The sequence below is a fragment of the Synechococcus sp. HJ21-Hayes genome (genome assembly GCF_024345835.1).
Lineage (GTDB): Bacteria > Cyanobacteriota > Cyanobacteriia > PCC-6307 > Cyanobiaceae > Vulcanococcus.
In genome coordinates, this window is sequence record NZ_JAGQBW010000004.1 from 135,754 (window position 1) to 161,397 (window position 25,644).

The 25,644-nt window shown below is 67.5% G+C and carries 22 protein-coding genes and 1 tRNA gene; 8 read left to right on the forward strand and 15 right to left on the reverse strand.

The features are described 5' to 3' along the window. Nucleotides 1-636, forward strand: a complete 636-nt coding sequence (gene infC, locus KBZ14_RS04980) for a translation initiation factor IF-3 (protein WP_255117202.1) — start codon at nucleotides 1-3, stop codon at nucleotides 634-636. Here the strand turns inward: infC and KBZ14_RS04985 are convergent. Then, the gene (locus tag KBZ14_RS04985; protein WP_255117203.1) at nucleotides 633-1,424 is read right to left on the reverse strand and encodes a dienelactone hydrolase family protein; all 792 of its coding nucleotides are present in this window, start codon (nucleotides 1,422-1,424) and stop codon (nucleotides 633-635) included. The two genes, infC and KBZ14_RS04985, sit on opposite strands and share 4 nt — an antisense overlap. A 187-nt stretch (nucleotides 1,425-1,611) precedes the next feature. Between KBZ14_RS04985 and KBZ14_RS04990 the strand changes: the two genes are divergently transcribed. Continuing rightward, entirely contained in the window at nucleotides 1,612-2,601 is a 990-nt protein-coding gene (locus KBZ14_RS04990) for a GntR family transcriptional regulator (protein WP_255117204.1), read from the forward strand. Between the two features lie 7 nt (nucleotides 2,602-2,608). Here the strand turns inward: KBZ14_RS04990 and KBZ14_RS04995 are convergent. Next, nucleotides 2,609-2,680, reverse strand: a tRNA-Gly gene (locus tag KBZ14_RS04995). A gap of 99 nt (nucleotides 2,681-2,779) precedes the next feature. Here KBZ14_RS04995 and cysE point away from each other — a divergent pair. Beyond that, complete coding sequence (gene cysE / locus KBZ14_RS05000; RefSeq protein WP_399210301.1) at nucleotides 2,780-3,529, forward strand: serine O-acetyltransferase; 750 nt, start codon at nucleotides 2,780-2,782, stop codon at nucleotides 3,527-3,529. Nucleotides 3,530-3,565: 36 nt separating this feature from the next. Here the strand turns inward: cysE and secA are convergent, their stop codons facing one another. The 5 genes from secA to rfbA form a co-directional block, all read right to left on the reverse strand. Then, on the reverse strand, nucleotides 3,566-6,436 hold the full coding sequence (gene secA, locus KBZ14_RS05005) for a preprotein translocase subunit SecA (RefSeq protein WP_255117206.1): 2,871 nt from the start codon (nucleotides 6,434-6,436) through the stop codon (nucleotides 3,566-3,568). A 105-nt stretch (nucleotides 6,437-6,541) separates the two neighbouring features. Then, on the reverse strand, nucleotides 6,542-7,648 hold the full coding sequence (gene rfbB / locus KBZ14_RS05010; protein WP_255117207.1) for a dTDP-glucose 4,6-dehydratase: 1,107 nt from the start codon (nucleotides 7,646-7,648) through the stop codon (nucleotides 6,542-6,544). Between the two features lie 36 nt (nucleotides 7,649-7,684). Further along, nucleotides 7,685-8,566, reverse strand: a complete 882-nt coding sequence (gene rfbD, locus KBZ14_RS05015; protein ID WP_255117208.1) for a dTDP-4-dehydrorhamnose reductase — start codon at nucleotides 8,564-8,566, stop codon at nucleotides 7,685-7,687. Next, on the reverse strand, nucleotides 8,563-9,147 hold the full coding sequence (gene rfbC / locus KBZ14_RS05020) for a dTDP-4-dehydrorhamnose 3,5-epimerase (RefSeq protein WP_255117209.1): 585 nt from the start codon (nucleotides 9,145-9,147) through the stop codon (nucleotides 8,563-8,565). The genes rfbD and rfbC overlap by 4 nt, the downstream gene beginning before the upstream one ends. Beyond that, a complete protein-coding gene (gene rfbA / locus KBZ14_RS05025; protein WP_255117210.1) occupies nucleotides 9,137-10,057 on the reverse strand; it encodes a glucose-1-phosphate thymidylyltransferase RfbA in 921 nt (306 codons plus the stop codon). Before rfbA ends, rfbC begins: the two co-directional genes overlap by 11 nt. On the opposite strand from rfbA, the gene KBZ14_RS05030 reads away from it, so the two are divergent. Beyond that, nucleotides 10,056-10,559, forward strand: coding sequence for a GNAT family N-acetyltransferase (locus tag KBZ14_RS05030; RefSeq protein WP_255117211.1), 504 nt, complete (start codon nucleotides 10,056-10,058; stop codon nucleotides 10,557-10,559). The two genes, rfbA and KBZ14_RS05030, sit on opposite strands and share 2 nt — an antisense overlap. Here KBZ14_RS05030 and ribH read toward each other — a convergent pair. Together ribH and psbZ are read right to left on the reverse strand one after the other, a co-directional pair. Next, nucleotides 10,505-10,984, reverse strand: coding sequence for a 6,7-dimethyl-8-ribityllumazine synthase (gene ribH, locus KBZ14_RS05035; RefSeq protein WP_255117212.1), 480 nt, complete (start codon nucleotides 10,982-10,984; stop codon nucleotides 10,505-10,507). The genes KBZ14_RS05030 and ribH overlap by 55 nt on opposite strands. Before the next feature lie 45 nt (nucleotides 10,985-11,029). Beyond that, nucleotides 11,030-11,218, reverse strand: a complete 189-nt coding sequence (gene psbZ, locus KBZ14_RS05040) for a photosystem II reaction center protein PsbZ (RefSeq protein ID WP_255117213.1) — start codon at nucleotides 11,216-11,218, stop codon at nucleotides 11,030-11,032. 250 nt (nucleotides 11,219-11,468) lie between these two features. Between psbZ and mutS the strand changes: the two genes are divergently transcribed. Next, nucleotides 11,469-14,267 (forward strand): DNA mismatch repair protein MutS, encoded by a 2,799-nt coding sequence (mutS, locus tag KBZ14_RS05045; protein WP_255117214.1) that lies wholly within the window; start codon nucleotides 11,469-11,471, stop codon nucleotides 14,265-14,267. Here mutS and KBZ14_RS05050 read toward each other — a convergent pair. After that, the gene (locus tag KBZ14_RS05050) at nucleotides 14,248-14,928 is read right to left on the reverse strand and encodes a precorrin-8X methylmutase (protein WP_255117235.1); all 681 of its coding nucleotides are present in this window, start codon (nucleotides 14,926-14,928) and stop codon (nucleotides 14,248-14,250) included. The genes mutS and KBZ14_RS05050 overlap by 20 nt on opposite strands. A 73-nt stretch (nucleotides 14,929-15,001) precedes the next feature. Between KBZ14_RS05050 and KBZ14_RS05055 the strand changes: the two genes are divergently transcribed. From KBZ14_RS05055 to KBZ14_RS05065, 3 genes are all read left to right on the forward strand, one after another. Continuing rightward, complete coding sequence (locus KBZ14_RS05055) at nucleotides 15,002-15,223, forward strand: hypothetical protein (protein ID WP_255117215.1); 222 nt, start codon at nucleotides 15,002-15,004, stop codon at nucleotides 15,221-15,223. Between the two features lie 28 nt (nucleotides 15,224-15,251). Then, nucleotides 15,252-16,235 carry a DNA polymerase III subunit delta gene (holA, locus tag KBZ14_RS05060; protein ID WP_255117216.1) on the forward strand — a complete coding sequence of 328 codons (984 nt, stop codon included), beginning with the start codon at nucleotides 15,252-15,254 and terminating at the stop codon, nucleotides 16,233-16,235. A 63-nt stretch (nucleotides 16,236-16,298) separates the two neighbouring features. Further along, on the forward strand, nucleotides 16,299-18,122 hold the full coding sequence (locus KBZ14_RS05065) for an aspartate kinase (RefSeq protein ID WP_255117217.1): 1,824 nt from the start codon (nucleotides 16,299-16,301) through the stop codon (nucleotides 18,120-18,122). A 7-nt stretch (nucleotides 18,123-18,129) separates the two neighbouring features. On the opposite strand, the gene purF is transcribed toward KBZ14_RS05065, so the two are convergent. The 5 genes from purF to thrC form a co-directional block, all read right to left on the reverse strand. Beyond that, on the reverse strand, nucleotides 18,130-19,674 hold the full coding sequence (purF, locus tag KBZ14_RS05070; protein WP_399210294.1) for an amidophosphoribosyltransferase: 1,545 nt from the start codon (nucleotides 19,672-19,674) through the stop codon (nucleotides 18,130-18,132). 13 nt (nucleotides 19,675-19,687) lie between these two features. Next, entirely contained in the window at nucleotides 19,688-22,078 is a 2,391-nt protein-coding gene (gene purL / locus KBZ14_RS05075; protein ID WP_255117218.1) for a phosphoribosylformylglycinamidine synthase subunit PurL, read from the reverse strand. Nucleotides 22,079-22,125: 47 nt separating this feature from the next. Beyond that, complete coding sequence (locus tag KBZ14_RS05080; protein WP_255117219.1) at nucleotides 22,126-22,899, reverse strand: RNA methyltransferase; 774 nt, start codon at nucleotides 22,897-22,899, stop codon at nucleotides 22,126-22,128. Nucleotides 22,900-22,913: 14 nt separating this feature from the next. Further along, on the reverse strand, nucleotides 22,914-24,044 hold the full coding sequence (gene dnaN / locus KBZ14_RS05085) for a DNA polymerase III subunit beta (RefSeq protein ID WP_255117220.1): 1,131 nt from the start codon (nucleotides 24,042-24,044) through the stop codon (nucleotides 22,914-22,916). A gap of 477 nt (nucleotides 24,045-24,521) precedes the next feature. Then, nucleotides 24,522-25,580, reverse strand: coding sequence for a threonine synthase (gene thrC, locus KBZ14_RS05090; protein WP_255117237.1), 1,059 nt, complete (start codon nucleotides 25,578-25,580; stop codon nucleotides 24,522-24,524). Nucleotides 25,581-25,644: the final 64 nt, after the last annotated feature.

Sequence of the window (25,644 nt, forward strand, 5' to 3'; positions counted from 1 at the left end):
ATGCCACCCCGTCCTCGTTTTGACCGCCGCGCCCCCGTCCGGGAGCTCCCCAACATCAACGACCGCATCAGTTACCCCCAACTGCGGGTGGTGGATGCCGACGGCAGTCAGCTGGGGGTGATCACGCGAGAAGCGGCCCTCGAGGTGGCCAAGGATCGGGAGCTCGATCTCGTGCTGGTGAGCGAGAAAGCCGACCCACCGGTCTGCCGGATCATGGACTACGGCAAATACAAGTTCGAGCAGGAAAAGAAGGCCAAGGAAGCAAAGAAGAAGTCGCATCAGACCGAAGTTAAAGAGGTCAAGATGCGCTACAAAATCGACCAGCACGACTACGACGTGCGCATCGGTCAGGCCGTGCGCTTCCTCAAGTCTGGCGACAAGGTGAAGTGCACCGTGATCTTCCGCGGCCGGGAGATCCAGCACACCGCCCTGGCGGAACAACTGTTGATGCGTATGGCGCGAGACCTGCAGGAAAGCGCCGAAATCCAACAGGAGCCCAAGCGCGAGGGCCGGAACATGATCATGTTCCTGAGTCCGCGCAAAACGCCCCTCACTAAGGAAAAGGAAGCGGCCGCCGCTGCCAGCAAGGCCGTGCGCACAATCGAAACGCGCGCCACCGCTCCGGCCGAGGGCTAGCCAAGGGTTTCGGCAAAGAGCTCCAGCATCGTGCTCCAGCCAGCCCGGGCCGCTTCTGGATGGAAGTCGGCCCGGGCTTCGCACATGTAGCCGTGGCCGGCACCAGCGGCGATGAGCAACCGGTGGCGCCCACCGGCCTGGCTGAGGGCCTCGCCGATGGCAGCGATCTCCTCAGGGGACATCAGGGGGTCCTGATCCCCGCAGAAGCACCAGAGGCGCCCTGGAACCTGGGGCACCACCGCCAGGGTGGGGGGGGGCTGAGTGGAGTCGCCTGGCGCAGCCCCCGGGCGATCACTGGACACCCGAGCGCCATAGAAATCGCAGGTGGCGGCAATCACCGGCAGGGTGGCCGCGAGCATCGCCAGATGGCCACCGAAGCAGAAGCCCACGCAGCCCAGAAGGGCGGCGGCATGGCGCTGCTGCAGCCAGGCGGCAGCAGCGGCCACATCGGCCAGTAACTGATCGGCCGTCACCTGGTCGCGGTGCTGGCGGCCGGCGGCCAGACCCGCCTCGTTGTAGGGCACATCGAGATCGGGGGCGGTGCGGGCAAAGGTACTGATGGCCAGAGCGGCATAGCCCTCGGCGGCCAACCGCTCAGCCACGCCACGCACCCAGCCATTCACGCCGAACACCTCCGGCAGCACCAACACGGCCCCGCGGAGCGGCACCCCAGGAGCGGGGCGAGCCCACCAGGCGGCCATCGCGGTGGCCGCCACGCCCGGGACCGCTGGCACCGCAATCGACACCCACTCGGCCTGAATCGCTGGGGCGGGGGAGAGGTCCGTCATCCAGGTGAGGCCAGGGAAGGTGATGCGATTCTCGACCCCTCACGGATTCTGTAGAGGCTGTACAGAACTCCGCCCTCGGCAAACGGCAGGCCGGCACAGCACCGGCACAGGGCTCTATGCCAACACGGCAATTGTCACCAGGCCCAAAGCTCCGTAAGGTGGCACACACAGCTTGTGCCAATTCGGCGTGCGGTTCCACATCCAGCAGGACAGCGACATCCCAGCATCGAGCCAGCTGTACAACCAGATCTGTTTCGCCATCGCGGCACGCCACTTCCCACCGGGGCACCGGCTACCCAGCACCCGACAGCTGGCCATGCAGACCGGCTTACACCGCAACACCATCAGCAAGGTGTACCGGCAGCTCGAAAACGACGGCGTTGTGGAGGCCATGGCCGGCTCGGGCATCTATGTGCGCGACCAGCAGAAACCGCGGGAGATCAAGCCGCCGCCAGGCCTGCGCGGCAAGTCGATGCCGGATATCGACCGCGAGGTGCGCGAGAGCGTGGATGGACTGCTCAACTCCGGCTGCACTCTGCAGCAGGCCCGCGAACTGCTCACGCGCGAGATCGACTGGCGGCTGCGCTGCGGTGCCCGGGTGCTGGTGAGCACTCCTCGGGAGGACATCGGCGCCTCGATGTTGATCGCCGAAGAACTCATCCCCAACCTCGAGGTGCCTGTGGAAGTGGTGCCCATGGAGGAGCTGGAGAGTGTGCTGGAGAGCTCCAACAACGGGACGGTGGTGACCAGCCGCTATTTCCTACAGCCCGTGGAAGACATCGCCAAGCAGCACGGCGTGCGGGCCGTGGCGGTGGACCTCAACGACTTCCGCCACGAACTAGATCTGCTCAAGGACCTGCGGGCAAGCAGCTGTGTGGGCCTGGTGAGCATCAGCCCGGGCATCTTGCGGGCCGCCGAGGTGATCCTGCACAGCATGCGCGGCAACGAACTGCTTCTGATGACCGCCACCCCGGATGTGAGCAGCCGTTTGCTTGCTCTGCTCCGGGCCGCCAGCCACGTGCTCTGTGATCGCCCCAGCCTGCCGCTGGTGGAGCAATGCCTGCGCCAAAACCGCTCCCAGCTCATGCGCCTGCCCCAAGTGCATTGCGCCCAGAGCTATCTGGGTAGTGCCACAATCAACCTGCTACGCAAGGAGATCGGCCTGCTGGGCGGCTGATTGATCAAGCGGATGAAGAGATTCGAACTCTCGACCCTCTCCTTGGCAAGGAGATGCTCTACCACTGAGCTACATCCGCAAGTGCCGGGGGTTTGCCGCCGACTGAGGAATCATGCACGACGGAGGGTCCCTTGGTCAAACAGCAACCAGGCGGAGCTGGGTTCGGCAGGATGGTCGGATGCTGAACGCACTGCTGGCCGACCTGGCGATCATCAAGGAGCGGGATCCTGCGGCCCGAGGCACCCTTGAAATCCTGCTCTGCTATCCGGGCCTGCACGCCCTGGTGTTGCACCGTTGCAGCCACCGCCTATGGCTCTTGCGCCTGCCGCTGATACCACGGCTGTTCTCGCAGCTGGGGCGGCTGCTCACGGGGGTGGAGATCCATCCCGGGGCTCGCATTGGCCATGGGGTGTTCATCGACCACGGCATGGGCGTGGTGATTGGTGAAACAGCCGTGATCGGCAACCGCTGCCTCCTCTATCAGGGGGTAACCCTGGGGGGAACCGGCAAGGCCCACGGCAAGCGGCACCCCACCCTGGAGGAAAACGTGGTGGTGGGCGCCGGCGCCAAGGTACTGGGGGCCATCACCGTGGGAGCCAACACCAGGATCGGCGCCGGATCAGTGGTGCTGCGCAACGTACCTGCCGATAGCACCGTGGTGGGCATCCCCGGCCGGGTGATCCACCAGAGCGGCGTACGGGTGGATCCACTAGCCCACAGCGCCCTACCGGACGCGGAAGCCCGAGTTATCCGCAATCTCATGGAGCGGATCGATGCCCTGGAAACCGAGCTGGCCCGCACCCAGGGATGTCTGCGGGAACTGGCAGCTGGCCGTCCGCTGCTGGAGCCCTGTGCGGGCACAGCCCAGAACCTCAAGGATCGCGAAATCCTTGAGTTCTTGGGGGAGAACCCCGGCATCACCAGCTGAGAGTTCTGCCTTCTGCCGGAGGCAAAGGCGGCTGGTTCAGGCGGCGGCTCCCTGGGGCGCCGGCGCGGGCTGGAACATGAACATCGAGTAGATCACGTTGCGGCGCATGCCGGTCATCATCTCGAGGAACATGTCGTAGCCCTCGTTCTTGTATTCGATCAGCGGATCCTTCTGGCCGTAGCCGCGCAGACCCACCGATTCGCGCAGGGCATCCATCGCCTGCAGGTGCTCCCGCCAGAGGGTATCGATTTGCTGGAGGATGAAGAAGCGCTCCGCCTCGCGCATTAGGCCCGGGCGCTGCTGCTCGATCTGGCCTTCCTTGATGTCGTAGGCATTGCGCAGCTGCTCCTGCAGGAAGGCCTTGAGTTCCTCCATGGATAAGCCCCGCAACTGATCGGGGGTGAGATCCTCCAGCAGATACACGAACTCCTTCACCTTGGCCACGAGGCGATCCAGATCCCACTCCTCCGGTGGCAGCTCGGGATTCACATAGGCCTCCACGATGTCGTCCATGGTGCGCTCGCCATAGCCAATTACCTGCTGCTTGAGTTCGCGGCCCTCCAGCACCCGGCGGCGCTCGGTGTACACGGCACGGCGCTGGTTGTTCATCACCTCGTCGTACTCAAACACCTGCTTGCGGATGTCGTAGTAATAGGTTTCCACCTTCTTCTGGGCCCCTTCCAGAGAGCGGGTGAGCATGCCGGATTCGATCGGCATGTCCTCCTCCACACGGAAGGCATTCATCAGGCCGGCCACGCGGTCGCCGCCGAAGATGCGCAGCAGGTTGTCCTCCAGCGACAAGAAGAAACGGGTGGAGCCCGGGTCACCCTGGCGGCCGGCGCGGCCGCGCAGCTGGTTGTCCACCCGGCGGGATTCGTGGCGCTCGGTGCCGATCACATGCAAACCACCGGCCTCGCGCACCCGCTTGTCCTCCTCCTTCACCACGACGTCGTACTCGCCCTTCACCCGGGCGATCAGGTTGCGCAGCTGCTGGATCTGGGGGTCGGTGGTGGGGGCTTTCTCGGCCGCTTGGGCAATGCGATCTTCCAGCTCCAGCACCGTGAGCTGCCGGTCGCCCCAGGCTTTCACCAGATCCTGGGCCAGCTCCGAGAGGGATTGCTCGGTGGCATCGGTGAGGGAGCAGGGATAGAGGGCGCCGATGGCCTTGGCCTCGGAAGGGGCCTTGGCAGCCGCGGATCCGGCACCGAAGCCGGGGGCATCTTCAGCAGAGCGCGGCAGCGGGATGGGAGGCTTATGGCCCTCTTCCGGGCGCACCAGGCGCGGCAGCAGCACCTCCCGCAGCTTGAGGCGGGCCATGTAATCGCTGTTGCCGCCCAGGATGATGTCCGTACCGCGGCCGGCCATGTTGGTGGCAATGGTCACGGCGCCGGCACGACCCGCCTGGGCAATGATCTCGGCCTCCCGCTCCACGTTCTCGGGCTTGGCGTTGAGCAGGTTGTGGGGGATCTGCTGCTCCGCTAGCAGGGCCGAGAGCAGCTCGGATTTCTCCACGCTGGTGGTACCCACCAGCACCGGCCGGCTGCTCTTGTGCACCTCGGCAGTTTCCAGGGCCACGGCCCGCCACTTGGCCGCTTCGTTTTTGTACACCTGGTCGGTCCAGTCCGCGCGGGACCGGACCCGGTTGGTAGGCACGATGGCCACTTCTAGTTTGTAGGTTTTCTCGAATTCCACCTCTTCCGTTTTGGCGGTGCCGGTCATGCCAGCCAAACGCGAATAGAGCAGGAAGAAGTTCTGATAGGTGATCGAGGCCAGGGTTTGGGTTTCGGGCTGGATCGGCAGACCCTCCTTGGCCTCGATGGCCTGATGCTGGCCATCACTCCAACGACGCCCAGGCATCACCCGGCCGGTGAACTCATCCACGATCACCGCATCACCGCCACGCACGATGTAGTTCACATCGCGGGTGAACAGCTCCTTGGCCTTGAGGGCGTTGTTGATGTAGTGGGCCCAGGGGTCGGCCGGATCGAACAGATCACTCACTCCCAGCAGCTGCTCGGCCTTGGCGTAGCCCTCATCGGTGAGGGTGCAGTTGCGCTGCTTCTCATCAACCTCGTAATCCCCCTCGGGATCAATGCCATCCTTGCCCATCTCGGCGGCCCGCTCCAGCTGCTGCACCACCTCGGCGGCCCGTTGGTATTTCTCCTGGGGCCGCTCCACTTGGCCGGAGATGATCAGGGGAGTGCGGGCCTCGTCGATCAGGATCGAGTCCACTTCGTCGATCACGCAGTAGTAGGGATCGCGCTGCACCACCTCGGCGATGTCGCTCGCCATGTTGTCGCGCAGGTAGTCGAACCCCAGCTCCGAGTTGGTGGCGTAGGTGATGTCGCAGCCGTAGTTGGCCCGGCGGGTGGCGGGGTCCATGTCCTGCTGGATCAGGCCCACCGAGAGGCCCAGGAAGCGGTGCACCTGGCCCATCCACTCGGCGTCGCGGCGGGCGAGGGAGTCGTTCACCGTCACCACGTGCACACCCCGGCCGGTGAGGGCGTTGAGGTAGGCGGGCAGGGTGGCCACCAGGGTTTTGCCTTCCCCGGTTTTCATCTCGGCGATCTGGCCGTCGTGCAGCACCATGCCGCCGATCAGCTGCACATCGAAGTGGCGCATGCCCAGCACGCGCTTACCGGCCTCGCGCACCACGGCAAAGGCCTGGGGTAAGAGCTCATCGAGCAGCTTGCGCTCGCGCTCGAGGCTGGCCTCGAGGCTCAGGCCCTTGTTCTGGCATTCCAATTGCAGCGCAGCGAACTTGCCGCGGAATTCGGCGGTAAGGCCGCGCAGCTCCTCGTCAGAGAGAGGCTCTACCTCATCCTCAAGCAAGTTGATATCTGAAACGATCGGCTGGTAGCGCTTCAGCTTGCGGGCATTGGGATCACCCAGCAGGAGCTTGAGCATGGGGGTGGGCTTTCCAAACCAGTGGAACCAGCCTACCGAGCCCTGCTGGACAGGGGATTTGCGTGGAGGCCGATGGGTTGAGGAGTCCTGGAACGATCCATCAATTCAGAGCGTGATGATGGGGGAACCAGCACGGATGCCAATGCGCTCACCGCTGTAGCCAGCCCGGTCTTTCACCGCAGTGCACCACTCCAGATTGGCCAGATACCAATCCACCGTGACCGCCAGCCCCTGCTGGAAGCTGTGACGGGGCTGCCAGCCCAGTTCCGTGCTGATGCGGCTGGGATCAATGGCGTAGCGCCGGTCGTGACCAGGACGGTCGGCCACGGGGGTGATCAAGCGGGCATGGGGCGCACCACTGGGACGGCGCTCATCCAGCAGGGCACAAATCGCCTGCACCACCTGCTGATTGCTGCGCTCTCCATGGCCACCCACGCAATAACTGCGACCCAGCTGTCCCTGGGTGGCCGCCAGCAACAGGGCCTCCACGTGGTCCTCCACGTAGAGCCAGTCGCGCACATTGGCGCCATCGCCATAGAGGGGGATCGGTTCGCCAGCCACCGCCTTGAGAATCACCACCGGGATGAGCTTCTCGGGAAACTGCCAGGGCCCGTAGTTGTTGGAGCAGTTGGTGAGCACCACCGGCAGGCCATAGGTGTGATGCCAGGCGCTCACTAGGTGGTCGCTGGCGGCCTTGCTGGCTGAATAGGGGGAGCGGGGGTCGTAGGGGGTGGTTTCTGAAAAGCGCCCCGTGGACCCCAGGGAGCCGAACACCTCATCGGTGCTGATGTGATGCAGGCGGAAACACTGCTGGCGCTCTTGCGATAAGGCCTCCCAGTGAGCCCGCACCGCCTGCAGGAGGTGAAAGGTGCCGGTCACGTTGCTCTCGATGAAGGTGCCGGGCCCATCGATGGAGCGATCCACATGGCTCTCGGCCGCCAGGTGCAGCACCAGATCGGGATCGGCCAACCGCACGGCCTCAGCCGTGGCAGCCCCATCCACCAGATCCACCTTCAGCAACTGGTGACGCTGGGCCACAGCAGCCCCCAGGCGGTCAATACCCGTGAGGTCACTCGCGTAGCCGCACTTATCGAGGTTGAACACGGTGACCGTGGTCTCGGTCAACAGACGCCGGACCAGCGCACCGCCAATGAAGCCTGCTCCGCCGGTTACCAGAACGCGTTTGATCCCGGGAGGTAGCAAAGGGCTCATCAGTGCGATCAAGATTGAAGGAGGCTAGTGGTGGCCTCAGCGCGCCACCGTGTCCAGAACAAGGGCCAACGCCACCCGCCAATGCACAGGCTCGAGGCCGAGGGCTGTGCAGCTGCCGGAACAGTCGAGCAAGGAGTAGCTGGGCCGCTGAGCCGGCGTGGGGTAATCGGCGGTGATGAGGGGTGCCACGGCCGCCGCCTGCTGGAGCAGGCCTGCGGCCACGCCCAGCTCACCGATGGCCAGCGCAAAGTCGTACCAGCTGGCAGCCCCCGCATCACTCCAGTGCAGGATCCGTGGGCCATCGGCCGCGGCCCCCACCCCGATCGCCCGCCAACAGGCCGCGGCCAGGGTGTGGGTGGAGGTGGGACAGCCCACCTGATCAGCCACCACCCCCAGGGGTTCGCCAGCTGCGGCCTTACGGGCATGGAGCCGCAGCATCGTGAGGCAGAAGTTCCGGCCCACCGGCCCGTACACCCAACTGGTGCGTAACACCCGCGCCGCCGGCAGCTGCAGGGCCGCCACCTCCCCCGCCGCCTTGGTGGCTCCGTACACGCCGAGGGGGGCTACCGGCTGCTCAGGCCGGTAGGGCGACCCCTGGGCGCCGTTGAACACGAAATCCGTGCTCAGCTGCAACAGGCACCCGCCCGTTGTGGCCAGGGCCTCAGCGAAGGCCGCCGGAGCGCCGGCGTTCACCGCCTGGGCCAGCTCGGGCTCGCTCTCGGCCTTGTCCACCGCCGTGTAGGCGCCGGCATTGAGCACCCAATCCGGCCGGTGCAGATGCACCGCAGCACGGCAGACCTCCGGCTTGGCCAGATCCAGTTCAGCCCGGCTGCAGGCGATCAGCTCAATTCCCTCGGGCCGAGAAGCCATCAGGGCCTGGCCCAGCTGGCCAGTGGCCCCAGTGAGCAACACCTTCATGGGAATAGGTCTCCTTGAGCCAGCCCAGCCAGCAGCGGCGCCGCGCCATCCTTCTCCGACAGCTGGGGGTGTGCTCCAGCCAGGGCCTCAAGGGGCCAGGTGATCGCCAGCTGGGGGTCGTCCCAGCGGATGGCGCGCTCACATGCGCGGTTCCAGAACTCGGTGGTTTTGTAGAGCACCTCGGCCTGCGCGCTGAGGGTCAGGAAGCCGTGGGCAAAGCCCGCCGGCAGCCACAACTGCTGGTGGTTCTCAGCGCTCAGCTTCGTCCCCACCCACTGGCCAAAACTGGGCGAGCTACGCCGCAGATCCACCGCCACGTCAAAGATCTCCCCCGCCACGCAGCGCACCAGTTTCCCCTGGGGATTGGGCGGCAGCTGGTAGTGCAAACCCCTCAACACGCCGCGGCTGGAACGCGAGTGGTTGTCCTGCACGAAGGCGGTGTCGCCTGCGACAGCGTTGAAGGCCTGCTGATTCCAGCTCTCAAAAAAGAAGCCCCGTGGGTCGCCGAACACCCGCGGCGTCAGCAGCAAAGGGCCTTGAACGGACAGGCCCCCCGCCGTGGTGAGCGGCTCAGCCTGCATCAAAACTCTCCAGCAGTTGCATCAGGTAATTGCCGTAACCGCTCTTGCACAGCGGGGCCGCCAGAGCAGCCAGCTGGTCGGCGCTGATCCAACCCAGCCGCCAGGCCACCTCTTCTGGGCACCCCACCTTGAGGCCTTGGCGGTGCTCCAGGGTGCGGATGTAACTGCCGGCCTCGTGCAGCGAATCGCAGGTGCCGGTATCCAGCCAGGCCATGCCTCGGCCCATCAGCTCCACCTGCAGCAGCCCCTCCTCGAGATACATCCGGTTGAGATCGGTGATCTCCAGCTCACCCCGCGGCGAGGGCTGCACCTGCCGAGCCCGCTCCACCACCGAGCCGTCATAGAAGTAGAGGCCGGTCACCACATAGCGGGACTTGGGCTTGCTCGGTTTTTCCTCCAGGCTCAGCACCCGGCCATCGGCAGCAAACTCCACCACCCCGTAGCGCTCGGGATCCCGCACCGGATAGGCAAACACCATGGCCCCTTCCGCCTGGGAATTGCTGGCCTGGAGTTGCGGGGTCAGATCGTGGCCATGGAAGAGGTTGTCGCCAAGCACCAGGGCCGCTGGCGCGCCGGCCAGGAAATCGGCGCCGATCAGGAAGGCCTGGGCCAACCCATCGGGGCTGGGCTGAACGGCGTACTGGATCGTCATGCCCCAACCGGCACCATCGCCCAGCAAGCGCACAAAGACTGGCTGATCCTGGGGGGTGGTGATGATCAGCACCTCCCGGATCCCCGCCAACATCAGGGTGCTGAGGGGGTAGTAGATCATCGGCTTGTCGTACACCGGCAGCAGCTGCTTGCTCACCGCCTGGGTGATCGGATGCAACCGGGTGCCGCTGCCACCGGCCAGGATGATGCCCTTGCGCTGCTGCACCTGGCGTCCGCCCCGCTGGAAGAATGGTGCCATGGACGCCATCCGCCTCCTGATGCATGCCCCCGGGGCCCCCGGGTTGCGCTGGCTGGGCCTGGGGCCGGGATGGCTGCCCACCCGCGGGCTGTGGAAGTTGCAGCGTCTACTCGATCAACACGCCTTCTGGGCCAAGGGGCGCTCCCTCAGCGCCCTACGGCGGATGCTGTCCGGCAGTGCCGCCGTGGTGAGCCTGTGGCACGGGAAGCGGCTGGTGGGCTTTGCCCGGGCTAGCAGCGACAGCGTCTTCCGAGCCGTGCTCTGGGATGTGGTGATCCCAGACGACCTGCAGGGCCAGGGCCTCGGCCGCCAACTGGTGGAGGCCCTCCTCGCGTCGCCGGCCCTAGCCGGCGTCGAGCGCGTGTATCTGATGACAACCAACAGCGCTGGCTTCTACCAACAGCTGGGCTTTGAGCTTGTGGAGGGTCAACAGCTGCTCAGGCGCGATCAGCCCGGCAGCGCCGCCATCAGGCTGCCCATCTCGATCGCCTGCAGGCCGTAGCTCCAGCCCAGGTTGCTCTTGATGCCGGAGCGCTCCAGGGCCTGCTGCATCGTGTCGGTGGTGAGCACGCCGAAGATCACGGGCACGCCGGTGGCGCGGCTCACGGCCGCCACGCCCTTACTCACCTCGGACACCACCACATCAAAGTGAGGGGTGTCGCCACGGATCACGGCCCCCAGGGTGATCACCACCTGGTAGCGGCCGCTGGCCGCCAGGCGCTGAGCCACGAGGGGAATCTCGAAACTGCCGGGCACCCAGGCCACATCCAGCTGACTGCTACTGGCGCTGGTGTCGATGCCATGGCGGCCGAGGCAATCCAGGCAACCGCTCAGCAACTTGCCGGTCACCAGGTCGTTGAAGCGAGCCACCACGACGGCCACCCGTAGCGAGGCGGCGCCGGAAAACTGCCCTTCAAAAACGGTCACGGCGCCTGGTCTGCTGCTCTGGTGAGCCTACGCAGCGGGCCAACTTCAGACCACGAAGAAGCTCATGCCCCAGTTCACCAGCACCAGGGCCACCCAGGCCAGGCCGCCCAGCAGGATCAGGCGGTTGGAGCGGCCGCTGTCCTCGTTGCTGGCGTAAAGCACAGGTACGGCCACGATCAGCGCGAACGACAGCACCACCAGGGCCAGAACGGTGAGGGTGTTGAGGATCGTCATGGATCGGTGGCGATGGGATCGGCGGCGAGGAGAGCGGGTCTACGCCGGCCGGTCGGTTTCGGGATTCTCACACGCGGGATCCAGCCGGGCGGAACCGGCCTGGGGGTTCCTTCACAAGTTGTGGTCGGCGGCGGCGGGCGGGGCACGCGCTGGCGCCCCCCCCCTGCGTTCTGTACAACCTGTACAGGACCCTTAAAAGGCCGAACAAAGCACCCCCCTTACGATCAGACACCCCGCCGGAACCCAGCCTGTGGCCGCGCCCCACGAGCAGCAGCCAGAGCTGGCCCTGCAGGGCAGCCTGTTCGGCCTGGAGCCGGAGCCGCAACCCGAACCACCACCGCAGGAGCTGGAGGCGGCAGACCTCGCGGCCGATGCCGCCGCCCGCCCCCGGCAACGCCAACCCCGCGCTGAAATCGCGACGGAGCCCGCCGCTTCAGACAACAACGAGGGTGCAACGGCAGCGGACAACGACCTCCCCCCCTGGCATCACCACGCCCTGGTGGAGCCGGAGCAGCTCACGCCGATGCTGCGCCACTACGTGGAGCTGAAGCGGGCCCACCCCGAGCGGGTACTGCTCTACCGGCTGGGCGATTTCTTCGAGTGCTTCTTCGAAGACGCCATCCAGCTCTCGCGCCTGCTGGAGCTCACCCTCACCGGCAAGGAAGCCGGCAAAGCCCTGGGCCGGGTGCCCATGGCGGGCATCCCCCACCACGCCGCCGAGCGCTACTGCGGCGAGCTTGTGCGGCGCGGCATCAGCGTGGCCCTGTGCGACCAGCTGGAGGAGGCGTCCACCCGGGGCCCCGCCAGCAAGGGCGCCCTGCTCAAGCGGGACATCACCCGCGTGCTCACCCCCGGGACGGTGCTGGAGGAGGGCATGCTCGCCGCCCGCCGCAACAACTGGCTCTGCGCCGTGGTGCTGGAGGGCGAGGGCTCCAGCGCTGGCTGCTGGGGCCTGGCAGTGGCCGATGTGAGCACGGGCGAATTCCGCGTCACGGAACGGGAGGGCAGCGATCAGCTCCACCAGGAACTGCTGCAGGTGGAGGCGGCCGAGGTGCTGTGGCCCATGCCCGAGAGCAGCGCCGCCAGCCCTGCCTGGTGTCCGGAAGGGCTGCGGCTCACGCCCCTGCCGCGCACCCCCTTTGCCACGCCTGAGGCCCGCGCCACCCTGTTAAAGCGCTTCCGCCTGGCCAGCCTCGATGGTCTGGGCCTGGCCGAGGCCCCCCTGGCCCTACGGGCGGCCGGGGGCCTGCTGCGCTACCTCGACGACACGCAACCCGGCAGCGCCATCCCCCTGGAGCTGCCCACCACCTGGCACGCCGGCGACCATTTGGTGCTCGATGCCGCCACCCGCCGCAACCTGGAGCTCACCAAAACCCAACTGGGCGGCACCCTGCACGGCTCTCTGCTCGGGACGCTCGACCGCACCATGACCGCCATGGGCGGCCGCTGCCTGCGCCGCTGGATCGAAGCCCCCCTGGTGGACATCGCCGCCATCACAGCCCGACAGGACGGTGTGGGTGAACTGGTGGGCCAACGCTCCTTGCGGCTAGCCCTGCGCCGCTTGCTGCGGCCGATGGGCGATCTCGAGCGCCTGGCGGGGCGAGCGGGGGCCGGCACCGCCTCTGCCCGGGACCTGGTGGCCCTGGCCGATGGTCTCGAGCGGCTGCCGCAACTGGCGGCGCTGTTGGCGAAGGCCGAGAGTGCGCCCCTGGCCTGCCTAGCCCGCCCCTGGCCGGAGCTGGCCGAGCTGGCTGCCCTGCTGCGCCACACCCTGCTGGAAACGCCACCCCTCAGCCTCAGCGAGGGGGGCCTAATTCACGACGGCGTGGATGCCCAGCTCGATGGCCTGCGCAACCAGCTCGACGACCAGGACACCTGGCTGGCCCAACAGGAGGCGGCCGAGCGCCGCGCCAGCGGCATCAGCACCCTCAAACTCCAGTACCACCGCACCTTCGGCTACTTCCTGGCGGTGAGCAAGGCCAAGGCCGCCGCGGTGCCGGAGCACTGGATCCGCCGCCAAACCCTCGCCAACGAGGAGCGCTTCATAACCCCCGAGCTCAAGGGCCGCGAAGGGCGCATCCTGCAGCTCAAGGCCCGCGCCGCCCAGCGCGAATACGAACTCTTCTGCACGCTGCGCAGCCAGATCGGCAAACAAGCCGGCCCGATCCGTGCCGCCGCCCGGCTGGTGGCAGAACTCGATGCCCTCGCCTCGCTGGCAGATGTGGCGGCCACCAGCGGCTACTGCCGCCCGGAGATGAGTGCCGGGCGCGAACTCGTGATTGAGGCCGGCAGGCACCCGGTGGTGGAACAGTTGCTGGTGGAACAGCCCTTCACCCCCAACTCAATCGCCCTCGGAGGGGTCGGGGCCACCGCTGAGCATCATCCCGACCTGATTGTGCTCACGGGCCCCAACGCCAGCGGTAAGAGCTGCTATCTGCGCCAAACGGGCCTGCTGCAGCTGATGGCCCAGATCGGCAGCTGGATTCCCGCCAGGTCTGCGCGCCTCGGCATCGCCGATCGCATCTTCACCCGGGTGGGGGCAGGCGATGACCTGGCCGCCGGCCAATCCACCTTCATGGTGGAGATGGCGGAAACCGCCAACATCCTGCACCACGCCACCGAGCACTCCCTGGTGCTGCTCGATGAGATCGGCCGGGGCACCGCCACCTTCGATGGCCTCTCGATCGCCTGGGCCGTGGCCGAACACCTGGCCGGAGGCGATGGCCTGGGCATCCGGGCCCGCTCGGTGTTCGCCACCCACTACCACGAGCTCAACGAGCTGGCGGAGCTGCTGCCCAACGTGGCCAACCGCCAGGTGCTGGTGGAGGAAACCGGCAACGATCTGGTGTTCCTGCACAAGGTGGTGGATGGCGGCGCCAGCCGCAGCTACGGCATCGAGGCCGCCCGGCTAGCGGGGGTGCCCCCGGCGGTGGTGCTGCGGGCCCGCCAGGTGCTTAGCCGCATCGAGGCCAACAGCCACGTGGTGGTGGGACTGGACAACTCCCTGAAACCAACGCAACCAGCACCGATCAAGTCGGCGGCTGCCTGAGCCAGGCCCAGCGCAGCAGGGCATTGGCCGCGGCCCCCACCAGGCCGGCCCCCCCGCGGCTTCCCTCCAGACGGATCTGGGGCAGGCTGCTCTCGGCCAGATGGCGTTTGCTCTCCGCCACCCCCACAAAACCCACGGGCATGCCGATCACCAGGGCCGGCGCCGCTGTGGCGCCTGTGTGCACCAACTCCAGCAGCACCTCCAAGGCCGTGGGGGCACTGCCGATCAGCACCAACGCGCCAGGATGCTCAACCAGGGCCTGGGCCATGCCCGCCGCCGTGCGGGTGCTGTCCTGGGGTGCCCGCTCGGGGGCCCAGTCGAGCACGGAGCGCACGGCATTGCCAAAGCAGCGCCGCGCCATGGGCTGCACGGCCGCGGCGGCCATGGCCGTGTCCGTGAGGATCACCGCCCCGGAGGCCAGGGCTTGGGCCCCCTGCTCACAGGCCCCCGGCGAAAAGCGCACCGCCGGCACCAGGCTGAGATCGCCGCTGCTGTGCACCAGCCGCAGCACCACGTCCTGCTGGATCGGGCTCAGCCCCTGCAGCGCCGCCTCCGGCTCAAGGGCGGCCCGAATCAACCGGATGCTCTCGCTGAAGATCGGGTGATCGAGGCTGTTGGGGCAATCAGCGGCGGCGAGCGGATTGGTGGCGGGTTCAGACAAAACGGGAGCCGTCACGAGGGATGGAGCGGGCGGGGGGTGTGGCCTCACCAGCACCTCCACACACCTTGCACCCATGGAACCGATTGGGGTGGAGGCGGCCCGGCGCCGCCTGCCGGAACTGCTCGAGCGGGTGGCCGCCCTGGTGGCCTTCCTCTGCAATGCCAAGGGCACTGGCAAATACCTGGGACCCCTGCTGCAGGGCATCGCCCAGGGCCAGGCGGCCGTGATGGTGACCGACAACCCCCACCTGGCGCAGACTGACCATCTCCCCGTGCCGAGCGCCCTGCGCCCGTGATCCCAGCCCGCCGGCAGCCCCTGCCCTGATGCCGATTCACCTCTACTGGGGCGACGACGAGGCAGCCCGCCAGCGCGCCGTGGACACGCTGATCGACCAGGCGTGCGATCCCGCCTGGCAGAGCATCAACCTCACCCGCCTCGACGGCAACGAGGCCAGCCAGGCGGCCCAGGCCCTGGCTGAGGCGCGCACACCGCCCTTCGGGTCGGGGGATCGGGTGGTGCTGCTACAGCGCAGTCCGTTCTGTAACCAGTGCCCGGCCGAGCTGGCCGACGCCTTCGAGGCCTGCCTGGAGCTGATCCCGGATCAATGCCACCTGCTGCTGGTGAATGCGGGCAAGCCCGATGGACGCCTGCGCACCACCAAGGCCCTGCAGAAGCTGGTGAAGGCCGGCCAGGCCACGGAGCGCAGCTTTGCCCTGCCGGCGGTGTGGGATGGCGCCGGCCAGGTGGAGCTGGTGGCCCGCACGGCCCGGGAGCTGGGCCTGCGGCTGGAGCCAGCTGCCGCCGAGGCCCTGGCGGAGGCCATCGGCAGCGACAGTGCCCGCCTGGCTAGCGAACTGGAGAAACTGGCCCTGTTCGTGGGGGAAGGTGCAGCGATCACCCCCGCGGCGGTGGCGGCCCTGATCGGCAGCCAGGCCACCACCAGCCTGCAGGTGGGGGATGCCCTGCTGGCGGGCCAACCGGCGGAGGCCATTGCCCTGGTGGATGCCCTGATCCTGGCCAACGAGCCGGCCCTGCGGATCGTGGCGGCGTTGTCGAGTCAGATCCGCGGCTGGCTGTGGGTGAGCCTGCTGGATCAACAGGGCGAGCAGGACGTGACCGCCATCGCCAAGGCCGCCGGCATCGGCAACCCCAAGCGCATCTACGTGATGCGCAAGCAGATCCGGGGCCGGCGGCCCGGCACCTTCCTGACGCTGCTGGCCCGGCTGTTGGAGGTGGAGGCCGCCCTCAAGCGGGGCACCGATCCCGGCGATGCCTTCCGCGATGGCTTCCTGTTGCCCAGCAGCTGACCGGCGGCATAGGAAAATCGGCGATCAACGCCGTCTACGCGCCACCCCGGGCGCCCCTCCGCCATGGCCCTGCTGGTACAGAAGTTCGGGGGCACCTCCGTGGCGGATGTGGAGCGCATCAAGGCGGTGGCCCAGCGCATCGCCCAGTGCCGCAACGCCGGCAACGACCTGGTGATCGTGGTGTCGGCCATGGGCCACACCACCGATGAACTCACCGGTTTGGCCCGCGCCATCAGCGGCGATCCCCCCCAGCGGGAGATGGACATGCTGCTCAGCACCGGCGAGCAGGTGTCGATCGCGCTGCTGGCCATGGCCCTGCACGCCCAAGGCGTTCCGGCCGTGTCGATGACCGGTCCCCAGGTGGGCATCGTGACCGAATCGGCCCATGGCCGAGCCCGCATCCTCGAGGTGCGCACCGATCGCCTGCGGCGTCTGCTGGACGACGGCCACGTGGTGGTGGTGGCCGGCTTCCAGGGCACCAGCAGCGGCCTCTCCGGCACCCCCGAGATCACCACCCTCGGCCGCGGTGGCTCCGACACCTCCGCGGTGGCGCTAGCGGCTGCCCTCGGCGCCGACGCCTGTGAGATCTACACCGATGTGCCGGGGGTGCTCACCACCGACCCACGCAAGGTGGCCGATGCCCAGCTGATGGCCACGATCACCTGCAACGAGATGCTCGAGCTGGCCAGCCTCGGGGCGGCCGTGCTGCACCCGCGAGCCGTGGAGATCGCCCGCAACTACGGCGTACCCCTGGTGGTGCGCTCCAGCTGGAGTGAGGCCCCGGGCACCCTGCTGACCAGCGACGGTACGAGCCGGCGCGGCAGCGGCGAAGGGCTGGAACTGGGCAAGCCCGTGGATGGCGCCGAACTAGAAACCCACCAGGCGGTGCTAGCCCTGGCCCATGTGCCCGATCAGCCCGGGGTGGCGGCCCAGTTGTTTGAGGCCCTCTCCGCCGCGGGCCTGAACGTGGACCTGATCGTGCAGGCCACCCATGAAGGGGGCTCCAACGACATCGCCTTCACGGTGGCCGAGGCCCAGCTGGAGAGGGCCCAGCTGGTGTGCCGCGAGCTGTTGGCCAGCATGGGACCGGCCGCCGCTGACGCCACCCTCAGCACCGAAGCTGGGATGGCGAAGCTGAGCATCTCCGGCGCCGGCATCATGGGCCGCCCCGGGGTGGCCGCGCGCCTGTTCGACACCCTCGCCAAGGGGGGCATCAACCTGCGCCTGATCGCCACCAGCGAGGTGAAGGTGAGCTGCCTGGTGGCCGGGCATCAGGGAGCCAAGGCCCTGCAGGCCGCGGCCCACTGCTTCGAACTGCACGATCAGCAGCTGCGCCACAATCCCGCCCCGGCCGGCGCCGGTGAGCCGGAGGTGCGCGGCGTGGCCCTCGATCGCGATCAGGCCCAGGTGGCCGTGCGCCGCATCCCAGACAAACCCGGCACCGCCGCGGCCGTGTGCCGCACCCTGGCCGATGCCGGCATCAGCCTCGATGCCATCGTGCAATCCGAGCGCACCCACGGCCGCGGCGACCAGCTCAGCCGAGATATGGGCTTCACCCTCAAGCGCGACGACCTGCAACGGGCCCAGGCCGCCCTGCAACCCCTATTGGCCCAATGGCTGGGCGCCAGCTTCGAGGAGGGCATGGCCATCGCCCGCGTCAGCGCGGTGGGAGCCGGCATGCCCTGCACGGCCGGCACCGCCGCTCGCATGTTCCGCTCCCTGGCGGAGGCCGGCATCAACATCGAGATGATCGCCACCAGCGAGATCCGCACCAGCTGCGTGGTGCCGGAGGCCGACGGTATTCGGGCCCTCCAAGCCGTGCATGCCGCGTTTGGCCTGGGCGGTGCGGTAGTGCATCAAGCCCAAGGCACAGAAGCGCCGGTGTGAGCCGGTTCTAGAGCTTGGCGGCGATCCCCTTGGGCTCCAACATCAGCTTGCTGCCGCTGACGCTCTCATCCATCTCGATTGGGTAGGCGCCATCGAAGCAGGCGGTGCAGAAGTTGGCGGAATTGGCCTGAGCGGCATCTACCATGCCCTGCTTGCTGAGATAGGCCAGGGAATCCACGCCCAGGTGCGCGGCGATCTCCTCGAGGGTGAGGCGGGCGGCGATCAACTGGTCCTGGGTGTCGGTGTCGATGCCGTAGAAGCAGGGGTGGGTGACAGGCGGCGAGCTGATGCGCATGTGCACCTCGGTGGCACCGGCATCGCGCAGGGCGGCCACCAGCTTGCGGCTGGTGGTGCCGCGCACGATCGAGTCGTCGATCACCACCACCCGCTTGCCCGCAAGCACATCCGGCAGCGGGTTGAGCTTCACGCGGATGCCCGCCTCGCGCATGGCCTGGGTGGGCTGGATGAAGGTGCGGCCCACATAGCGGTTCTTGATCAGGCCATCGCCAAAGGGGATGCCACTGAGCTGGGAGTAGCCGATGGCGGCCGGGATGCCGGAATCGGGCACGCCGATCACGATGTCGGCGTCCACAGGGGTTTCGCGGGCCAGGGCCTCGCCGATGCGCACCCGATAGCTGTAGAGCGATTCGCCGAAGAAGCGGCTGTCGGGCCTGGCGAAATAGATCATCTCGAACACGCACAGCTTGGCCGGCTCTTCGCACCAGCGGCTGCGGCTGGGGGTGGGGTCCCCCAGGCGGAAGTGGATGATCTCGCCGGGCTCCACGTCGCCGTCGTAGCTGGCGCCGATGATGTCCAACCCGCAGGATTCACTGCTGGCCACCCACTGGGCCTCGCTCTGCTCGCCCATGTGGCCGAACACCAGCGGGCGGATGCCATGGCCATCCCGCAGGGCAAACAGGCCCTCGGGGGTGCCGATCACCAGACTGAAGGCGCCGCGGCAACGGCTAGCCGCCTCGCGAATCGCCGCATCCCAGGCCAGGCCGCTGTTCACGGCATGCTGGAGCGCAAAGGCGATCAGCTCGGAATCAGTGGTGGAGGTGAACTGAACTTCCGGCGTGTCGGCGGCAATGGCCTGGCGCAACTCACCGGCGTTCACCAGATTGCCGTTGTGGGCCAGGGCAAAGGGCCCCTGCTGGGTGTTGAGCACCACCGGCTGGGCATTGCAGGCCTTGCTGCTGCCGGTGGTGGAGTAGCGGTTGTGGCCGATGGCCAGGTGGCCGGTGAGGCGCTCGAGCACGTCCTGGTCAAACACCTGGCTCACCAGGCCCATGTCCTTGTGAAGGCGCACCTTGTGGGCCGCATCGAACACGGCAATCCCGGCCGACTCCTGGCCGCGGTGCTGAAGGGCGTAGAGGCCGAAGTAGGTGAGGTTGGCCACCGGTTGACCCTGGGCCAACACCGCAAACACACCGCAGGCCTCCTCCGGCTTGTCGGGGCGCTCCGGCATGGTGTCGCTGGCGATCAGGCGGGAGTCGGGCTGCACGTCGGTCACGGCCGATCCCACCTTCAGGTTGCTTTCAGCATTGTGCATCGGCGCCGGCCCCTCAGGCGCTGGGGGGCAGATCCACGCCCATGCGCCGCGGAATGGCCTGCTCAAAGCACTCGCGCAGTTGGGCGATCGGCAACTGCAGCACGGTGCTGCCGGCCTGGCTGATCGAGAGCTCATCATCGGCCTCCACCACGCCCAGGCACTGGGCCGGCACCGCAGCGGCCTCCAGGGCCTGCTGCCAGGCCGCCGTGTGGGCCGGCGCCACGGTCACCAGGATGCGGGCGCCGCCCTCGGCGAACAGCAGCCGATCCAGCCGAGCACTGCTGGCCGGGATCTCCAGGTGGGCGCCGAGGGGCGTACCGGCGGCCGCTGCGGCCATGCAGCACTCCGCTGCAGCCACGGCCAGGCCGCCATCGCTGAGGTCATGGGCGGAGCGCACCAGGCCGGCGGCGATCGCCTGGCGCAGGAAGCCCTGCACCGAGCGCTCCAGCGCCAGATCGATCACGGGCGGGCGCCCCGTAACGGCTCCATGCAGCCGCTCCAGATAGCTGCTGCCGGCCAGGCCCAGGCGCGAATCGGTTGGAGCCTCGCCTGTTTCCAGCGGCACCCCCAACAGCCAGATCCCATCGCCCGCCTCGCGCCAGGCCTGGCCGCGCACGTGCTCCAGGTTGTGCACCAGGCCCACCATGCCCACCACGGGGGTGGGGTGGATCGGCTGCATGCGGCCATCGGGCAGGCGGGTCTCGTTGTAGAGGGACACGTTGCCGCCGGTGACCGGCGTATCCAGGGCGCTGCAGGCGGCCGAGAGGCCGCGGCAGGCCATCGCCAGCTGCCAGTAGCCCGTGGGGGTTTCGGGAGACGGGAAATTGAGGTTGTCCGTCACGGCCAGGGGCTCCGACCCCACACAGCTGAGGTTGCGGGCCGCTTCGGCCACGGCCGCCATGCCGCCGCGCTCGGGGTCGAGGGCCACCCAGCGGTTGGGGCAGTCCACCACCGCCGCCACGCCGCGGGTGGCGACCGCCATGGAGCCCTCACCCTGCTGGGGCCTCAGCCGCACCACGGCCGCATCGGCGCCGCCGGGGAGCACCACGGTGTTGGCCTGCACCTGGTGGTCGTACTGGCGGTACACCCAGCGCTTGGAGGCGATGGTGGGATCGTCGAGCAGCTCGAGCAGGGCCTGGTTCCAGCTGATGGAGCTGCCGCCCGCCGGGGTGATGCCCGCCGCGCTCGCCACGGGAAGCTGGGCCTCGCTCCAGCGCCAGTGGGCCTGGATCTCGGCCGGGGGTTCGCTGATCAGCGTGTGGTGGTTGATGGGGGTGTCGTCCGCCAAGGCGCTGGCAGGCACCTCGGCCGCCACCTGGCCGTGCTGCAGTACGCGCACGATGTTGTCTTCCAGCACGCGGCCCACCACGGCCGCCTGCAGACCCCAGCGGCTGAAGCGTTCCATCAGCGCCTGCTCCGTGCCGGGCTTCACCACAAACAACATGCGCTCCTGGGATTCGCTGAGCAGGAACTCGTAGGGGGTCATGCCGGCCTCGCGGGCGGGTACACGATCGAGATCCAGCTCGATGCCCAGGCCGCCCTTAGCGGCCATCTCCGAGCAGCTGCAGGTGAGGCCGGCGGCGCCCATATCCTGCGCGGCCACCACATCACCGCTCTGGAAAGCCTCCAGGCAGGCCTCGATCAGGCCCTTCTCCAGGAAGGGGTCGCCCACCTGCACGGCAGGACGATCATCGAGGGAGGCCTCGGTGAGCTCGGCGCTGGCAAAGCTGGCGCCGCCCATGCCATCACGGCCGGTGGTGCTGCCCACATACACCACTGGATAGCCCACCCCCTCGGCACCGGAGCACACGATTTCCTCGGTCTCCATCAGCCCCAGGGCCATGGCGTTCACCAGCGGGTTGCCGGAGTAGCTGGGGTCGAAAGCCACCTCCCCACCCACGGTGGGCACGCCCACGCAATTGCCGTAGTGGGCGATGCCGGCCACCACGCCCTCCATCAGGCCCACGTTGCGCTCGTCTTCCAGGGGGCCAAAACGCAGGGCGTTGAGCAAGGCGATGGGCCGGGCGCCCATGGTGAAGATGTCGCGCAGGATGCCACCCACACCCGTGGCCGCGCCCTGGAACGGCTCCACTGCCGAGGGGTGGTTGTGGCTCTCAATCTTGAAGGCCAGGCGCTGGCCCTCACCGAGATCCACCACGCCGGCGTTCTCGCCGGGGCCCACCAGGATGCGCGGCCCAGTGGTGGGAAAGCCCTGCAGCAGCGGTCGCGAGTTGCGGTAGCAGCAGTGCTCCGACCACATCACCCCGAACATGCCCAGCTCCGCCCGGTTGGGAGCGCGACCGAGGCGGCGGCAGATCTCGTCGTAGTCGGCCTGGCTGAGGTTTTCCTTCTTGAGGGCTTCGGGAACCGAATAGGCCGGTGCGTCGAAAGAGGCGGCAACCACGTGCAGCTGGGCGAGATCCCTCCAGTCTCGCCGAGCGACTCACCGCCTCAGAACCAGGGATCTTCCTCTTCCGCCGGCGGTTGAGGCGACGACGTGGGCCGGCGGCGGCGGCGGTCTGAATCGCCCGTCTCGGGCCTGATGTCCCAGTCCTCCTCGTGGGGGTCCCAGCGCTCGCGCGGTGGTTCGGGTTCCTCCAGCCAGCCCTCGAGCCGCTCCTCAAAGCGATCGCCCGCCTGCTGGAACTGATCGCGGAGACGTGAGGTTTCCTCCTGCATCTGGTCGCGCCAGCGGCGGGAACGACGCAGGAACTCCTGGCGCACACTGGCCTTGGCCAGGGGCAGGTCGTCGAGAGCGTTGAGGCCAGTGAACACCTGGCCGGGTTGTTGATCGAGGATCCTGTCCGGGCTCAGGCGCCAGCGGCTGCTGCCGGGCAGGCGGGGATCACTGCGGGACACCAGGTAGTGCAGGATCCGGCCACTGCTGAGCTCCACGGCGGCATCGGCCACGCTGCCGATCACCTCACCATGACGCGCCACCAGGGCCGCATCGATCAAGGTGGGCAGACGCTCCACGGTGGCGAGATCCGTGGCTGCTCCCTCCCCCTGCACATACAGCTCCAATTCCGCCAGGCCGCGCAGCTGGTTGAGCCGCCAGGCTTCGCGACGATCGCCAAAGGCCGAGGGCTTGCTGATCCAGCCCAACAACCGATGCACCGGGGGGTGCATCCAGGCCACAGCACCCGCGCCATGCTCGAGGCCCTGCTCGCAGCGCACCCGGCGGCGCAGGAGATCACTCAGCAGCAACTGCTCTGGCAAAGCCAAGGATCCCGTGCGCCTCAGCTACGAATCTGCACGGGCATCACCAGATACGTGAAGTCCGCCTCGTCGATGGGGCCCAGCACCACCGGTGTGGTGGGGGCGTTGCAGCGCAGCTCCACCCGCTCGGTGGCCATGGCCTTGAGGCCCTCCAGCACGTAGCGCACGTTGAAGGCAATCTGGATCGCGTCACCGCTCACCTCGGCGGCCAGGGCTTCCGAACCACTCCCTACATCCTGGGCGTCGGCGCTGATGGCCAGCTGGCCGGCGCTGGGATCACTGGTGATCTTCACCACGTTGTTGTGCTGATCGGCCAGCACCGCCACCCGCTCGAGGGCATTGATGAAGGCCCTGCGATCCAGCTTCAAGCTACGGGCAAAACTCTCGGGAATGAGCTGGCGATAGTTGGGGTAAGCGCCATCGAGGCTGCGGCTGGTGAGCACCTGATCGGCCCAGTGGAACACCACCTGACCGCGGTCGCAGAACAGGCTCACCGGATCACTGCCGGAGCGGGCCGAGAGCAGGCGCTCCAGTTCCCGTAGGGAGCGGGCCGGCACGGTGACGTCCACGCTGCCTTGACCGGCTCCCGTGTTTTGCAACCGTAGAACTGCCAGGCGGTGACCATCGGTGGCAGCGCACTCCAGGCCCTGATCGTCCAAACCCAGGTGCACACCGGTGAGCAGTTGCTTGGCCTCATCGCCGCTGCTGGCGAACAGGGTGGCCCGCAGGCCCTTCACGAGCACCTCGGGATCCAGCTTGATCGGCGTGCTGCTCTGCGCGAGGGGCAGCTCGGGGAAGTCGTCGGCAGGCATGCCACGCATCTGGTAACTGCCCGACTGGCTGGTGAGCTCCACCTGCTGGCTGCCGTCTTCCCAACTGAGGGTGATGGGGCTGTCGCCAGGCATCCGCGACACGATTTCGCCAAAGAGACGAGCCGGCAGGGTGATGGCACCGCTGCTCTGCACCGAGGCGGACAGGCTGGTTTGGATCCCGAGGCTGAGATCAAACCCGGTGAGGCTGAGGCGGCCTGTGCCGGCATCGGCCGTGAGCAGCACGTTGGCCAGCACCGGATGGGTGGGACGACCTGCCACAGCCCGGCTCACCAGCTGAAGGCTGGCATTGAGTTCGGCCTGGGAGCAGACCAGCTTCATGGCGTACCGGAACGGCCCCCCACGCTTCCACAAGCCGCCCCGAAGCGCAACGGGGCTGAACGAACGGATTCCCCGCGTTTCCCCAACCTGCGGTTAAACGGATTTGGATTCTTTTTAATCAAAACCTAAATCCGTAGTCGTAGGCCCTGCGGAAAACAGGCAAAAGCTGTTAAACCCATTGCAGGCAAAGGGTTTTTGTTTCCTCAGGCTGCGGAAAACGTTGGCGGACTTTCGGCCTGCTCCCGCTTTTCCACGGTTTCCCGACCCTGGGGAAAACGGGCCTTGATCGACGGCTGTTTTTGACCTGTGGTTTTCCCGGTTCGCCGGCCCCTGTTTCCCCAGGTTGTGGACAGACGGTTTGTGAGGTGGTTGTGCTGTTTTCGTGGCGCCAGGCCAGTGATGGCGGCCAGCAAAAAGCCCCGCAGTGCTTTGCACTGCGGGGCTGATTCGGGTTCGGATGCGGTGGCGGCTGGGGCCTTAGAAGCCCATCACCTGGGCCACGGTGGCTGTATCGGGGTCGAGCCCCGTGTGGAACTTGGAATCGTTGTGCTCAATGGCGGTGGTGGGATCCTTGAGGCCATTGCCCGTGAGCACGCACACCACCGTGGCGCCGGCGGGCACTTCATCGCGCCGCTTGATCAAGCCGGCCACGGAGGCGGCGCTGGCGGGTTCGCAGAACACTCCCTCGCCACTGCCCAGAAGCTTGTAGGCGTCGATGATCTCCGCGTCTGTCACGGCCATGAAATCGCCGTTGCTCTCGCTGCGGGCCACCAGGGCCTTTTCCCGGTTCACTGGGTTGCCAATCCGGATCGCGGTGGCAATGGTGTCGGGATGCTCCACCGTGTGGCCCAGTACCAGGGGTGCGGATCCAGCGGCCTGGAAGCCCATCATTCGCGGCAGCCGCCGGCTGTGGCCGGCCGCCTTGTATTCGTTGAAGCCCATCCAGTAGGCGCTGATGTTGCCGGCGTTACCTACAGGGATGCAGAGCCAGTCCGGGGCCTCGCCCAGGGCATCCACCACCTCGAAGGCGGCTGTTTTCTGCCCCTGCAGCCGGTAGGGGTTGAGCGAGTTCACCAGGGTCACTGGATACTGCTCAGCCACCTCGCGCACGATCGCTAGGGCTCGGTCGAAGTTGCCCTTTACGGCCAGAACTTCGGCGCCATAGAGCAGGGCCTGGGCCAGCTTGCCCTGGGCAACGTAGCCATCGGGGATCAGCACGAAGGCCCGCATGCCGCCGCGGCGGGCATAGGCGGCCGCGGCCGCCGAGGTGTTGCCCGTGCTGGCGCAGATCACCGCCTCCGAGCCTGCTTCCTTGGCCTTGCTGATGGCCATGGTCATGCCCCGGTCCTTGAAGGAGCCCGTGGGGTTGAGGCCGTCGTATTTGAGGAACACCTTCACGCCCTTGCCGATGCGCTCGGCGATCACCGGTGCCGGGATCAGCGGTGTAGCCCCCTCGCGCAGGGTGATCACGGGTGTCTTGTTCGACACCGGCAGCCAGCGGCGGTAGCCCTCAATCAGGCCCGGCCAGTCCTGCATGGCCGGGCGGCGTCTGAAGGGCAGCAGGGGCACGGGCGCAGGGGAAGGCTGAAACTGAATCTAA